This window comes from Bradyrhizobium sp. MOS002, from assembly GCF_003020115.1.
Lineage (GTDB): Bacteria > Pseudomonadota > Alphaproteobacteria > Rhizobiales > Xanthobacteraceae > Bradyrhizobium.
The window spans coordinates 58464-72263 of the sequence record NZ_PYFX01000021.1 but is presented as its reverse complement, the minus strand read 5'-3'; the positions used below and the strand labels follow the sequence as shown (position 1 = coordinate 72263).

10 protein-coding genes are annotated in these 13800 nt (G+C 56.0%); 4 read left to right on the top strand and 6 right to left on the bottom strand.

Annotated elements, in window-relative coordinates; translation table 11 throughout:
* Positions 1–867 precede the first annotated feature (867 nt).
* Positions 868–1815 (top strand): GDP-mannose 4,6-dehydratase, encoded by a 948-nt coding sequence (locus C7G41_RS32500; protein ID WP_106946357.1) that lies wholly within the window; start codon positions 868–870, stop codon positions 1813–1815.
* Between the two features lie 49 nt (positions 1816–1864).
* On the opposite strand, the gene C7G41_RS37125 is transcribed toward C7G41_RS32500, so the two are convergent.
* From C7G41_RS37125 to C7G41_RS32490, 3 genes are read right to left on the bottom strand one after another with little or no spacing between them, the layout of a single operon-like run.
* Positions 1865–2266 carry a hypothetical protein gene (locus C7G41_RS37125; protein WP_146159842.1) on the bottom strand — a complete coding sequence of 134 codons (402 nt, stop codon included), beginning with the start codon at positions 2264–2266 and terminating at the stop codon, positions 1865–1867.
* Positions 2260–5172 carry a glycosyltransferase family 1 protein gene (locus C7G41_RS32495; protein ID WP_146159841.1) on the bottom strand — a complete coding sequence of 971 codons (2913 nt, stop codon included), beginning with the start codon at positions 5170–5172 and terminating at the stop codon, positions 2260–2262. Before C7G41_RS32495 ends, C7G41_RS37125 begins: the two co-directional genes overlap by 7 nt.
* On the bottom strand, positions 5133–6347 hold the full coding sequence (locus tag C7G41_RS32490) for a bifunctional 2-polyprenyl-6-hydroxyphenol methylase/3-demethylubiquinol 3-O-methyltransferase UbiG (RefSeq protein WP_106946355.1): 1215 nt from the start codon (positions 6345–6347) through the stop codon (positions 5133–5135). The genes C7G41_RS32495 and C7G41_RS32490 overlap by 40 nt, the downstream gene beginning before the upstream one ends.
* 449 nt (positions 6348–6796) lie before the next feature.
* Between C7G41_RS32490 and C7G41_RS32485 the strand changes: the two genes are divergently transcribed.
* The 3 genes from C7G41_RS32485 (at position 6797) to C7G41_RS32475 (ending at position 11104) form a co-directional block, all read left to right on the top strand.
* Entirely contained in the window at positions 6797–7696 is a 900-nt protein-coding gene (locus C7G41_RS32485) for an FkbM family methyltransferase (protein ID WP_106946354.1), read from the top strand.
* Positions 7697–7961: 265 nt separating this feature from the next.
* Positions 7962–9716 carry a hypothetical protein gene (locus C7G41_RS32480; RefSeq protein ID WP_146159840.1) on the top strand — a complete coding sequence of 585 codons (1755 nt, stop codon included), beginning with the start codon at positions 7962–7964 and terminating at the stop codon, positions 9714–9716.
* Between the two features lie 434 nt (positions 9717–10150).
* Positions 10151–11104 carry a glycosyltransferase family 2 protein gene (locus C7G41_RS32475; RefSeq protein WP_106946352.1) on the top strand — a complete coding sequence of 318 codons (954 nt, stop codon included), beginning with the start codon at positions 10151–10153 and terminating at the stop codon, positions 11102–11104.
* Between the two features lie 13 nt (positions 11105–11117).
* Here the strand turns inward: C7G41_RS32475 and C7G41_RS32470 are convergent, their stop codons facing one another.
* Genes C7G41_RS32470 through C7G41_RS32460 form a run of 3 tightly spaced genes read right to left on the bottom strand, consistent with a single transcriptional unit; the run spans position 11118 to position 13769 of the window.
* The gene (locus C7G41_RS32470; protein WP_106946351.1) at positions 11118–12044 is read right to left on the bottom strand and encodes a transketolase family protein; all 927 of its coding nucleotides are present in this window, start codon (positions 12042–12044) and stop codon (positions 11118–11120) included.
* Positions 12041–12874, bottom strand: a complete 834-nt coding sequence (locus C7G41_RS32465; RefSeq protein ID WP_106946350.1) for a transketolase — start codon at positions 12872–12874, stop codon at positions 12041–12043. Before C7G41_RS32465 ends, C7G41_RS32470 begins: the two co-directional genes overlap by 4 nt.
* Positions 12849–13769, bottom strand: coding sequence for an NAD(P)-dependent oxidoreductase (locus C7G41_RS32460; RefSeq protein WP_106946349.1), 921 nt, complete (start codon positions 13767–13769; stop codon positions 12849–12851). Before C7G41_RS32460 ends, C7G41_RS32465 begins: the two co-directional genes overlap by 26 nt.
* Positions 13770–13800 lie beyond the last annotated feature (31 nt).

Sequence of the window (13800 nt, the reverse complement as noted above, 5' to 3'; positions counted from 1 at the left end):
TCGACCAGTGAGGGGGCATCAGAACCGGGGCAGAGGGCGCCCGCGGGCCGGCAGCAGTGCCTTAAGCAGGGCCGCCAGGGCGGCCTTGTCGGATGCCGGCCGGCGGAGAGCACGATCCGTTAGAGAAGGCCATTCTCATCCACAACGCCTTGATCTTGGCTCAGTCCTCCACGGCCAATTGGCTTACCCGGGCGCCCTTTTTGCCGCCGGCTGCATGCTGGTCAGCGGGAACGATCAAGCAGGCTATGGCGGTAGGGATCTGGGTGATTGCACTGCAAGTGTCTCAAAGATCGCCAACCATATGTCAGCCTTTGACCAGGGGTGGTAGCACTCTAGGCCATCCTATGGGGCCCCTAGGGACTGGGCAGATCGCGCCAGGGCAAGCGGGTGCTCGAAACACGAAAAATCGGAGCTGATGCGTTGATCACGCCAGGAGACTTGGTTTGTTGGGCAGCAGCGGTGTGATCAAACGCCCCTCGGTCTCCAAAACATCGTGCCGGGCCATAATTAGGTCCTGCTGAGACCTTCATGACAACGCAACGCTGAATGCTTATCGGTACACAATCCGGAGCGAATGGAAGTCAAGCTCCTGCCTTGATCCTGCTATAGTTCGAGCCCGGCGGCACTGATCACCAACTCCAGACTACCAGACCGAACATCCTCTACCCGGCCATGCAGACGGGCGGAGGCGAAGGGCCAAGCCGTTCAGGCGGCAAGTCGGCGAGCAACTTTCGAGCCATATTTCGTCCACATCCACCGAGGAAGTGTCCAGCTTGCCCGGCTGCGTTCTTGACGAACCTCGAGAACAGTCGTTAACGGCTGTGCGAGACCGCTTTGTTTTGTGAAGAGAGATCCAAAAGGACCGTAATGCGAGTTTTGGTGACAGGCGCTAACGGCTTCGTCGGTCCTTACTTCAGGAGGGCCATGCAGAAAATTGCGCCCCAAGTAGAAATCGTCGCGTGCGGAAACGGATCGGCGCAAGGGCAAGTTGGAATTGCCCTGGATATCAGGGACGAGGCGGCGGTCAACTCGCTAATCGCAAAAGTTAGCCCCACCCACGTGATGCATCTTGCCGGCGTCTCGAGAGTTGCTGATGCACAGGCCAATTCAAGGGCTGCTTGGGATATCAACGTCCTTGGAACGCTCAACTTGGCCAGGGCGATTCTTCGACACGCTCCCCGGTGCATCCTTCTTTCGGTGGCTTCAGGCGAAGTTTACGGTCTCAGCGCAAACGGATGTGCAGCCCTCGACGAGAATGCCCGACTGCAGCCTATCAGTGAGTACGCCGTTACAAAAGCTGCTGCTGACCTCGCTGTGGGCAGCCTGGCAGCAGGTGGGCTAAGGGCCATTCGGCTAAGACCTTTCAATCACGTCGGTCCGGGGCAGACAGAACAGTACGCTCTCTCTAGCTTCGCGGCTCAGATTGCGAAAATCGAACTTGAACGACAGGCCCCAGTCATCTCGGTCGGTAATCTAGGCGTAGAACGGGATTTTCTCGATGTGCGGGATGTTGCAGAAGCTTATGCGATTGCGGCTCTAAATGCCGACGAAATCCCAAATGGCCAAATCCTCAACATTGCCTCTGGCCGCGCGGTGCGCTTGTCCAACTTGTTGGATGAGCTGATGTCAATGTCGCATGCGAAAATCAAAGTGCAGGCGGACTCCTCTCGAGTCCGTCGCAGTGAAGTACTGCGCATCTGCGGCGATGCGTCGAAGGCTCGTGAGATTTTGAACTGGGCCCCCAGCCGCGAATTGAAGAAAACCCTGCATGACATTCTGAAAGACTGGCGGCAAAGGCTGAGCCCGAACGAGTGAAAAACGGTGCACTCCTCGCCTCGTTCTCTGCTGGTGGACTGACAAATTCTTACAGACTCTCCCCGGGTGCAAGGACCGAAATGCGATATCGCAAGACGGTCGCGCGGTTCTCTGAATTGATTTCGATAGCAACTGTTTCTGAACCGACAAACTCTCGGTTCGGAGTATAGATTAGTGAGATAACGGGAACCTTGCGAGGGCCGCAATTACCACTCGCTGCAACATTGGCTACTAGCAATGTCATTTGCAACGTTCCGTTGGACGGCTTTTCTTGGATAACAGGTATCCCGACAGGGTTCATCTCGGAGCTGCAATCCGGTTTTGCGTTCAGCAGATTCAGCAAGATTACAGAGGCGCCCTTCTTGGTTCGAATTTCCTTCGCCACCTGGGCAGAGGCTGGCAGCGTTGCAATGAACAGTGCGGACAAAAGACCGATCTGCAACTTCAGCATTGGTGCTCCTGACGAGCGACCTGCTCTCGTAACTTGATCCTCAACGGATTTCCCCACCAAGAAACTCCGTCTTGAAGCATTTCCACATCCACCGCACATGCAGATGCAAGGTGAATTTCATCAACATCGATTGTCATATAGTAGGTCTCCCCGGGGATCATGATGAAGGGGATGCGATAGCGCGGAGGATCAATCATCAAAGTGCCCCCATCGGAGTCTAAAAGTCGATAGCTTAGAAATACGCCGCCAGCGTTCGATGCACTTTCACTGGACCAGGCTTGTTTTGATAAATTTTGGATGCGGATGATGAATTTGAGCCTGCCTTCGTGATGGAGGGGACCCTCCGCAAGCTCCAGGCGGCGCTTTCGATCCTGCCGTATCAGCTCCTTCTGCATCACAGTATGGCCATAGTCGAAGATAGATGCGAACGGCTTAGGTGACGACGGTCGATAGGTACGGTACCAAGCATCGTTCACCACCACGTTGCGCAGATCGTGAGCACTTTCGACCCAGCTTTTGGTGTTCACGGCAGGGAGGCTGGCGCGCTTAGTCTTGAGAAATTCCAAAATGGCATGCACCAGGCTTTCCGAGGAACCGACGCTAAAGAATGATGCGCATTGTTCTGATCGTGTGACTTCGCGAAAGACAGGTATGTCGCTAGCGATGACGAATTTACCGAATTGTGCGGCCTCGATGAGCGGAAGACCAAATCCCTCAGCATAGGAAGCGGCAATTAGCGCGCTGCAGCTACCATACAGACGGTGGAGGTCCTGGTCTGTTGCCCCGGGATACCACGTTAGCCTTTTGCCGCCAACCGGATGAAATCTGAGTTTGTCGATCAGCTCCCGGCTTTCCCAACCTGCCTTGCCAACGATAGCAAGATCGACATCGATTCCCAGCTTCCAAAGATGCTCAAAAGCCTCAAGAGCTACCCGATAGCCCTTCCTAGGCTCGATGGTTCCTACCATCAAGAACAAGGGCCGGCTTGCGGGCAGCGGGGGCTCATGATCCATTTCACCTGCGAAATCTGAGCCGAGGTGCCAATAGCCGATCTCAAGCTCCCGTGGGAATTTTATCGCCTCCAACATGGCGTAGAGTTCGTCCGCGACCGCCCTAGATATGCAGACAAAGCCCGTTGAGTAGCTCAAGGCCGACTTGAGCCATGCCGCGAACATGGGCGGCATCCCCGGATGACACATTCCCGGCAAACGAATCGGGACAAGATCGTAAAGGCAGGACACAATCTTGGCGCCGCGCTGGCGCGCCGACAACAGCAATGGCAAATGAACGCTATGAAACTCCCAAGAGCTATCCAGCATGAGCACAGTATCGGACCCAGTTAGTCTTATCCGGTCATCGATCCGCTCAAAACGAACAGATGACGGCGAGATCCCGCAAAAGCCTCCCGGCTTGTCACAGCAGATAGCAATTGCGCTGCGATCTTGCGATAGCAGACCACGCGAAATCTGATTTGTTACCCGCTGAATGCCGGTCTTGTGGTCCACACGCGCGGTCGAGGTGACATCGATCAGAAGACGCGCCGGCGCCGGCACTTCCGGTTCTGATCTTGCCATCGTTTCAGCGAGTGTGTTCACTGGAAGCGCGATACTCTTCAGCTCATCGAGAGCGATCCTCTCGGGGACAAACGACTCGTTTCCTTTCGCAAGTGGCTCCTTTCGTCTGTAGGCTTCAACCAAGCTGTTGGAAGCCAGCATCGCCGTGTTACGCCAGCTGAATTCCGCCGCTCGCTTCAATCCGATAGCGACATGCTCCGCAGTCCGCTGAGGCTCCAGGAACGTCTGCGCTATCCGACGCGCAATTTGCTGAGGGCTGGTTGGGTCAAACATGAGATCGGGATCCTGCAAGACTTCCGGAAGCGAGCCCGTGGCGGACCCGACCACCGGCGTTCCGCAACTCATGGCCTCCAGAGCCGTCAGTCCGAAGCCCTCGAGGAGAGATGGCTGTACCACGAGGCCCGCTTGTATGTAGTTTGAGACAAGCTCGCGATCGGCGATATGTCCCACAGGCTGGAAGTGCTCAGGAGGCAAATGGAGCTCGTGCCAGCGGGCTTGGAAGGGAGCGATCTGGAGGGGCTGATAGTCCCCGGCCAACACCAGCTTGAGGCTGTTTCTCAAGGAATCCGGGAGAAATCTGTAGGCCTCGATAACGGCGCCAACGTTCTTGCGCCAGTCAAGGGCGCCAACAACCAAAATGGTCTTGGACCCGACCTGTCCCTCTGTTGAAAGCCTTTGTTGAACGAAATGCGCAAAATCTGACGGGATGCCGGCCGATATATTGAACGCGCGGTTGTGCCCGGAGAGTTCATTGATCTCACGTTTGGAGTACTCGGAAATACATAGGTTCAAATCAAACTCTTTATAAAGTGCAAGCCTGCGATAATAGTACTTTCTACGAGAGTCATCGTTCAGATATTTGTCGGGAAATCGATGGGGGATTGCATCGTAGAAGATCGAGGCAGTCAGAACTCCCGGAACCGAGGGAAGGAGAGGAACCGCGACATCCTCGCTTCCTTCGAACGGGCTCGACGAGATTGCAATGTCGGGCCTCAGGGAGGAAACGTGGTACTTGAGGGCAACTTCGCTAAGGCGACGCCGCTCTGTATAGCCCACAACCGCTTCGCCTCCTTCAGCGACTCCTTGCCAGACATGAATATTAGCTGGTTTGATCCAGCGCTGGATATGGGCGCGCGCTGCAACGGATTCGTCCGCCATGCTTGCGTTGAATGAGACCAGCAGATCCCAACCCAATGCCTCTTCGCTAATGGCCCGAATCAACTCTGTTATGTAACGGCCGATTCCTCTTTGGCGGCTCGCAGTCTGAAGCGCCTGCCCATCGATCCAAAGTCTCATTTTTCGGGACCGCTGTTCTTGATCATCTGCTTCCACCGAGCAACTTTCCCTTCATCGACCTCGAGTGACCAAACCGTTTGGGGAGCTCGGGATTCGGAGAACCTGACGAGCCGGCCCTTGAGGGACGGTAGTCTGCTTAGCCCGCCCAGCAAGAGTCTTTTGACTCTGCGATGTTGCCTGAGCCCCAGTATCGACCGTTCCAAGCCTGATCTCATCGCCTTCTTCAGTTTGAACAGCAACCGGCTTGAGCGTTCCCCGAGAAACCGGACGGGTGCTGAAACTCGCCAAGATGTACTATTGTACAACGCGGCGAGCTGTTGATCCCGTTCAGCGACATGGCGATCGAGAGAAGCGCACCGATGTTCGAGATTGAGTATTCGGTCAGGCAGATACTCTAAATTGAGTACGCGCTCATTCATCTGACGAGCGACTGAATCGGCATCAGCCGTGAGCTGCAAAAGTGAGGCTATATCGGAGGGATTTCGTTGTGAAATTCCCTGTGCAAACACTGCAATAAAGTGTGACAGCGAATCGTCATTGTCTCCACCAGGAGTGCAGGCCACAACCGCATAGTCCGGCCCGGAACGAAACAGGGTAGATAGGACTGTCGATAGCGATCCATATTCTCCTTCGACATGAACCCCGTTCATGCGTGTAATGTTGGCAGCAAGAAAACCCGTAGATTGTACAAAATGCTGAAGCAAAAGAGGGGGGATCGGTGCCTTATGAGTGGGATCCAGACGAAATGACCACGAAGAGACCGTAAGGTTTTCAGGGTTGGGCGTCTCTAACAACAAAATACCGCCTGGTCTCAGGACACGCCGAATCTCTGCGAGCACCGACAACAGATAGCTTGTCTCAAGATGCTCGACGACATGAAAGGCGGTCACCAGAGAGTAGGAATGATCCGAACACTGTCGGAGAAAGTCCAGTGCGTCAGAGCGAATAATTTCGGCCCCGCTTGTCAAGGACGCTTCTGCAATATCGTTAGGCTCTACGCCGACGGCGCGCCAGCCATGGTCGAGGAGCAAACGAAGCCATTCGCCGCGCCCGGAGCCGATGTCGAGTGCAATGCGGCCTTGATCCGACCCGAAGCTCGCGATTAGAGGGACGTAAACTTCGAGACGTTCTCTTATTGCCGCTTCAGAGCCACGAAAGCGATCCTCAAAGAGCTTATAGCTTTTGCTGAAGAGATCATCGTTATGCGGCATCACCTGCAGCTCTCCGTTGACTGGGGCTATTCGGATTGGCGCCAGAACGCTCCGGCGTAGATGACGCCTTGCCAACGAGCAGCCCTAGCTCACGCAAGCGGCTGACCACCATCCGGCACTTCAATCTTCATGAGGACCGAAGCGAACTTTCGGTCTGAGGTTCCTAGCGGTTTTCACTATGGTCTTTTTCATGAAATTACTTCAATCGGTCTCCCTCTTCAATGGACGTGCGTCCTTCCGAAACTGGCGGCCCACTCTAGGCTGAGGCCGTAGGACGCGGATCCCTTCATTTGTTTACCCGAAGATTTTGTCCACCACCATGTGCGGGGTTTGGTGGGCCGCCCAGCCCAGGAGCGGGCTCCGTCCCTTGTTCCGACCGCGACCGCCTTCCGATTGACTTATTACGCCGCGAGGTGCGATAGGATTGATGATTTGCTGGAACTAGAGTCATGCCAGAGCAGAGCCCGTTTTTCCACTATAACTCTTGCATCGATGCTCAAGAGATTATGAGAGCGCACGCGTTAGCCGAATTGCACGCCAACGATCGCTTTTTGACTAATTTCCTAGGGGTTTTGATAGATCCGAAATTCTTTCCTGACATTCTCAACGGAAAGGCAGGGCAAGTTGAGCCGATCCCAATTCCTGCGAACTGGCACGCGGACATCTCCGAGTGGGCGGCGGCGTTGCGAGCTGTTGATCTCTCGGGGGAATTGTTCACGGTTGTGGAGTTGGGATGTGGATGGGGGTGTTGGCTCAACAATACAGGCGTGGCCGCCCGCCGCAGCGCCCGTAAAGTTCGCCTTATTGGCATAGAGGGCGACCTCGGGCATCTTCAATTTGCGCGCGAGGCCTGTGAAGTCAATGGCTTCACGACTTCCGAAGTTGTCCTGTACCATGGCATTGCGTCGGCTCGCAACGGAAAGGCCTTGTTTCCAATTCAGACAGAGGCAGGCAAGAACTGGGGCTTGCAGCCGATTTTCGATGCGTCCTTGTTCGACGTTTTACGGTCCAAGTTGGACAAAAAATATGAGGTCTTGCCGATGATCTCGCTGGAAAAGATCTCGGAAGGGTCCGCTCGCATAGACTTGCTGCACATCGACATCCAAGGAGGCGAGGCCGAGCTCATAAATGACAGTTTGGCACTGCTCAACTCGAAAGTTGCTTATATCGTGGTGGGTACGCACTCGCGAGAAATAGAGGGAAGAATCTTTTCGGTGCTTCGCGAAGCGGGGTGGATGCTGGAAATAGAGCGTCCGGCGATCCTGTCGCTTGCGGGTGGCATACCTCAGGTCAGCGTCGACGGAGTTCAAGGCTGGCGCAATCCGCGTCTTTTGCTTAGCGAGCCGTAAGCAGCTTGGTCCGATGTCCGCGATCGGGTTTATCCTTTCAGGGTTAACGATGAATATGGAGAAGACCTCGACGCTCGTTGGAGGTCGATATTCGACCGGTCGCATGGGGGCTTCTGACTTGAGGTGTCGCTGGAGAGTTCGACTTGAGCAGGAATGAGCAGAACAAGCTTCATGGGCTGCCGCCTCTGGCGCTTTGCAGCGCGCCAGTAGGCCGGCCGCTCATTTGCTCCGGCGCTACGCTCCATCAGTTAGGACGGACGACCAAGTGGGTTTGAGCGTGTGGGCTGCAACACAATATAGATCAGTCCGGCGGGGTTCCGTCGCGGACCTGCTCGCTTCCCTCTTGGGGCTCACTGCAGTATTGGTTTTGTTGGGTTTCGCTCGGCTGCAATTGACGCAACCCGTTGACTTGTCCAGTGATCACATCTTCCTGCTTCAGATGATCAAGGACGCGATGCGAGGTGTGACGGTCTTCAATGAGCACCTAGGAGCTCCGCTCCAAAAAAACGGCTACTATATGCCGTTCTTTGACGGCTCCTACAAGCTCACGATCTGGCTCTTGACCCGACTCACCTCGAACGTTTTTCTTGTCGTCAATCTTTTCTACCTGGTTGGCGTGGCGGCTACATTCGTTGCCTGTTTTTGGTCGCTACGAATTTTGGACGTCGCGCCGTGGATGGCCAGTGTGGCGTCGCTCGCGTTCGTCTTGACTCCTTACTTCGTTGCACGCGCCTTCCTGCACGATCTACTGGCTTTATACTACAGTGTTCCGCTCGGGGGAGCGCTAGCGATCGTTCTTGCAAAAGGAGATCCGGTTCGAAAAATCAATTCATCATTCGCTCTTGCGGCTGTGCTAGTGATCGGTACTTCTGGTCTTTATTACGCTTTCTTTTCCATGATGTTCATCGGCTTGATTTTGGTGTCTCGTGCGATCCGAGAAAGAGCTATCAAGCCTTTATTGCTCTGCATTAGTCTTGCAGTATTGTTGCTGTTGCTATTGCTATTGAGCGCTTACGGCTATCATTCTTGGAGATGGCTATTGGGTGGGGAGGGGTTGGTCTCGCCTCCGCACCGTCATAGTTGGGAACAATTCTATCATGGGCTACTGATTAGTTCGGCTCTACACGTCTACGCGGATCTCGGGTTGTTTGTCGGAAAGTTTGCCGAATACAAGAGTCTCATCTTCGGACAGCACGGATTGGGGGGGCTGCCCGGGGAAGGGTATAATTTTGAATGGCCAGGAGCATTCCTGACCTCTATTATTCTGATCTCGCCCGCGCTTTTGTTTGGTTTCCTGAATACTCGAAGCAGGGAGGAGAGTGTGGTCGCCCTGTGTCTCGCTTTCATTACATTCGCGCTCCTCTTTTCGATCCGCGGCGGACTTGGTTACGTATTCGGGTATCTTTTTATTGGCGCTATTCGCGCACAGGAGCGAATCATTCCCTTTCTCACCTTTTTTGCAATTGTTATCGCTTGCTTCGGATCGGCGCTATTCACTGCCTGCAATGCGAGAAAAGGTGTAACAGCGATCGTCGTTTTCTGCCTTATCGCGGGAGTATACCCGGCGGTCGGCTCGATCTCGAGTCGTCAGGCTGCGTTTCTCGACTCCAAGGAAAGCCAAGCATATCGGCAGAGCATCTTAAGTGTGCTAGCGGCGAAAGATGCGCATGCCTTCAGGATGATATTTCAGTTGCCGGTGATGCCGTGGCCGGAAAGCGCTCCTGTAGGAAAGCTGTTCGGATACGAGCACGCCCTGCCATATATTTTTGACCGAAATGACAGCGCTACACGCTGGAGTTATGGTTTGAGCGCGTCGGAGATATCCCCCTTCAGAGCCATGGCCACAAAAGAGACGGAGCTGCCAATACAACTAAAAAAGCAGGGATTTGACGGCATCCTCGTCGAAAAAATCGGGTACTCCGTGGAACGCGCGGCTGATCTCGTGGAGACACTCGCCGCGAATGGAGCTTGCGTGGAATACCAGGACCGGTTCAGAGCTTTGCTGTCTCTCTGCAGGTGAAGCATTTCGAATGGTCCAGCAGGTCAAGTTTATCGCACCACCCACGGCGCCAGGGATTAGCAACAGGCACGAACAGTGTGGACCGAGAGACTTTTCGCAAGGTCAATAGAACGAGCCTTTCAATGAACGTTCTCGAAGAAGGCGCTGTTCGCAGAACTGCCTTCCTAGTGGGAGGGTATAATCGACGCCTTGACAACGAACAGGCGAGGAAGTTCGTTCCTCTCGGGCCCTTCATATTCAGCGGGCCGTCTTGGATACAACCGCATAGGGGAAAGCGAATACTACCCGGGAGCGACGTTGCGGCATCCCGCGCTAAATTGCTGATGATGCGCGGACCCAAACGCCCACTACTCGCCATCGAACTGGATTGGCCGCCACTTAGATGTTAACGAAGGTTCGGTCGTCACTCCAGCTTGTCCTCCCATGAGGAAAACGTGAAGACAATCAGCGTTATCACACCCTGCTACAACGAAGAGCTGAACGTCAAAGATTGCTACGAATCGATAAAGAGCATCTTTGATGGACTACTCATCGGTTATCGGCGCGAGCATATTTTCTGCGACAATGCCTCCGATGATAATACTTTGAAGATCCTGCGCGACATAGCCGCGCAAGATCCTGCGGTGAAGATCATCATTAACGCCCGCAATTTCGGTCCGCTCCGCAATACGTTCAACGGGGTTATGGCCTCTGCAGGAGATGCCGTTCTTCTGTTTATGCCAGCGGACCTTCAGGATCCGCCCGAGCTGCTTCCCGAATTCGTCGAACTATGGGAAGCCGGATACGAGATAGTTTATGGCATTCGCGCTGTGCGTGAGGAGAGCCGGCTGATGCGTGGTATCCGAAACGCTTATTACACCCTGCTCACGCGGTTTTCCGAGGTCAGCGTTCCGCCCGGGGTCGGCGATTTTCAGCTGGTTGACCGACGCGTCGTGGAGGCGATGCGGCACGTCCGGGACACCTATCCGTTCATGCGGATGATGACGTTTGAATGCGGCGGTCGTGCGATTGGTGTCCCCTACACCTGGCGCCAACGCAGAAAGGGTTTTTCTAAGAACCGCGCCGGCGCGCTGATCGACCAAGGGCTCAACGGGCTTGTGTCGTTCACCACCGCACCCGTGCGGTTCGGCTTGCTCGCGGGCTTTCTGATCTCGGCCCTGAGCATCGGCTATGCTATCATTAATTTCGTAGTTGGCCTTGTCATGTATCGGCAGCTAGCCGAGCCTGGGATCATCACCTTGATTGTCGCCATGTTCTTTTTCGGTGGCGTGCAATTGTTCTTCATGGGGATGATCGGTGAATACGTGCTCGCAATCTATGGTCAAGTCCGCGATAAGCCTGTGGTGTTCGAGCGTGAGCGTGTCAATTTCGGCCCGCCGCCCGCATAAAGCACGATCTCCTTCAGAGGTTGCTCAGGAACTGCTCGATTGTTGCGACAATCGCCGGCACCGACAGGCCGGCAGCGTCGAGCAAAGCATCGCGCGATCCCGCATTCGACGTCTTTCCCGCCTGCTCGGGAACGCCAATGCCTGCGACGTGCGCTTGTTTAGCAACGCCGGCAATTGCGGCCGCCACCAGACTGAATAGGCCGCCACGCAGGATGTGCTCTTCAATCGTCACTAAAAGCGCAGCGTCGCGCGCTAGCTTGCGAATCAGTGTTTCATCGAATGGCTTCAAGCAGGAGACGCTGACGACACCAACGTCCCTGCCGCGCTTGGCCAGCTCGTCGGCGGCCTGAAGAGCGCGCGAGGCGATCGGGCCGGAGGCCAGGATGACGATCTCCTGTCCTTGGCGCAGAACCCGCGGCTTGCGCAGGTCGGTCACCTCGGCCGAGCCGAGATTCGGCTCGCCGGCCCGGCTTAGCCGCAAATACGCCGGCTTCCGGCTTGTCGCTACCAGGCGGGTTGCCGCGCGGACCTCATTTGGGTCGCAGGGCACGAACACCTCGATGCCCGGCAGCATCGACATGATGCCCACGTCCTCCAGCGCATGGTGGGTGTAGCCCTGGCTGCCATACGCATATCCGGCGCCCACCGCCACGATCTTCACGTCGGCACCATGGTAACAGACGTCGTTGCGCAGCTGCTCAAGACAGCGCAGGGTTGGAAAATTGCCGATCGAGTAGATGAAGACCGTCTTGCCCGACAGGGCAATGCCCGCTGCGATGCCGGCCATGTTCTGCTCGGCAACACCGACATTCAAATAGCGATCGGGAAATTTCGCTGCGAAAGGCTCCAGCACGGTGTAGCCGAGATCGCCGCAAAGCAGCCAGATGTCGGGATTCTCGCTTGCTGCCTGAGATAGAGTCTCGATGAACGTCGTCCTCATGAGGCGAGCTCGGCCAGGGCCTGCGCAAGGAGTTCATCTGAGGGCGACCGGTAGTGCCACTCGAGCTTGTTTTCCATGAAGCTCACGCCCTTGCCTTTTATGGTGTGTGCGATCACGACGGTTGGCCGGGCCGATGGTGCCGGCATAGCGCTCAGCACCCGCTCCAACGCAGCGACGTCGTGGCCGTCTATCTCCACGACATGCCAACCGAACGACCGCCATTTCTCTGCGAACGGGTCAAGATTGAGAACCTCGGCAACTGTGCCAAAGCTTTGGATTTTATTGAAGTCGACAATGACGCAGAGATTGTCTAGCTTGTGGTGGGGCGCAAAGAGGATGCCTTCCCAATTGGAGCCCTCGTCGCATTCACCGTCGCTCAGCAGGCAGAAGGCACGGCTGCCGTTGCCTGCCGCGCGCGCGACGAGGGCCATTCCGATCGCCATGGGGAGGCCATGCCCGAGAGAACCGGTCGAGACCTCGACCCCCGGCACCGCGTGACTAACGTGTCCGGTGAAAATCGACCCGTCGCGGCAATATGTGTCAAGCTCAGACAGCGGGAAAAAACCGCATTCGCCGAGTGCGGCGTACAAGACCGCCGTGGCATGGCCCTTGCTGAGTACGAAACGATCGCGGCCGGCGAGCTGAGGATCGTCAGGATCGACCCGCAGGATCCGGGTGTAGAGCACGGCTAGGATGTCGGCCATCGAGAGACAGCCGCCAATATGTGACGCCTTGGCTGCATGCACCATGCGCAACGTGTGCGCACGGATGCGCCGCGCAAAGTCCTTTGGCCCAGGACGGTTGTCAGACGGACGATTGAGCAGCGACATGCCAGTTCACCGTTTCCTGTAATCCTTCATCCAACTGAACTTCGGGCTTCCAACCCAATGCGAGCACGCGCGACACATTCGCGGCCAGGACCATGACCTGATCGGGCCGATACGCCAATTCACCGAATCCCAGCGCTGCGCCAGGGTCGACGATATCGCGGAGCCGCATTACCGTCTCGCGCAGAGGCGGCGCGTCAGGACTGCCGACATTAAAGACACCGCTTGCCTCTGCAGATGTGATTGCCAAGCGGAAGGCCGCCGCGGCGTCCCGCGCGTGCAAGAATCCCCAGCGCTGCTCGCAGGCTGTCAAGGCAATGTGTTGTCTGCACCTTAGGTTCCTGATCATGCTCGGGATCAGCCAGTGGTCCGCATCTTTGGGACCATAGGTTGAGAAGATCCTGAGCCATGCGGCCCGTAGCTTTCTCTCCCGGCACAGACGCATTGCCATTGATCCAGCGGCTAGTTTGGCCATGCCATACAATGTCGTCGGCTGCGCAACATCGTCCTCGTGAATCGCGCGATCATAGGGTCCGTACTCGGCCTGCGATCCAGCGCCAACGAATGTCGTGGCGCCGACTTCGGCAGCGAGTTGGGCAAGGCAAACCGTGTCGGACACGTTTACAGCCTGAAGAGGGCTGTTGCGATCGGCACCCGCGACGCCCCGCCATGCCATGTGAACAATCGCCTCAGGCGCGCAAGTCTGCAGGGTGCGACGCCAACTGTTCACGTCGTCCAATGTGCCCGTGATTTTGTGCAGCCGATCAGAGATTTCGTGAAGTCGCCAATGGTAGTTCCCGGGCCGCAGCAGTACGGTCACCTCGTGCCCTTGAGCCACCAGGTCCGCCGCAAGATAGGAGCCTAGAAAACCGCTCGCCCCGGTCACAAAGATGCGCATAGGGACCGGGTAAATCAGCTATGCGCTTCCG

Bases quoted from the DNA above. Each gene is read 5' to 3' on its own strand.
- C7G41_RS32500 (WP_106946357.1), top strand. From the start codon at position 868: ATGCGAGTTTTGGTGACAGGCGCTAACGGCTTCGTCGGTCCTTACTTC.
- C7G41_RS37125 (WP_146159842.1), bottom strand. From the start codon at position 2,266: ATGCTGAAGTTGCAGATCGGTCTTTTGTCCGCACTGTTCATTGCAACG.
- C7G41_RS32490 (WP_106946355.1), bottom strand. From the start codon at position 6,347: ATGCCGCATAACGATGATCTCTTCAGCAAAAGCTATAAGCTCTTTGAG.
- C7G41_RS32485 (WP_106946354.1), top strand. From the start codon at position 6,797: ATGCCAGAGCAGAGCCCGTTTTTCCACTATAACTCTTGCATCGATGCT.
- C7G41_RS32470 (WP_106946351.1), bottom strand. From the start codon at position 12,044: ATGAGGACGACGTTCATCGAGACTCTATCTCAGGCAGCAAGCGAGAAT.
- C7G41_RS32465 (WP_106946350.1), bottom strand. From the start codon at position 12,874: ATGTCGCTGCTCAATCGTCCGTCTGACAACCGTCCTGGGCCAAAGGAC.
- C7G41_RS32460 (WP_106946349.1), bottom strand. From the start codon at position 13,769: ATGCGCATCTTTGTGACCGGGGCGAGCGGTTTTCTAGGCTCCTATCTT.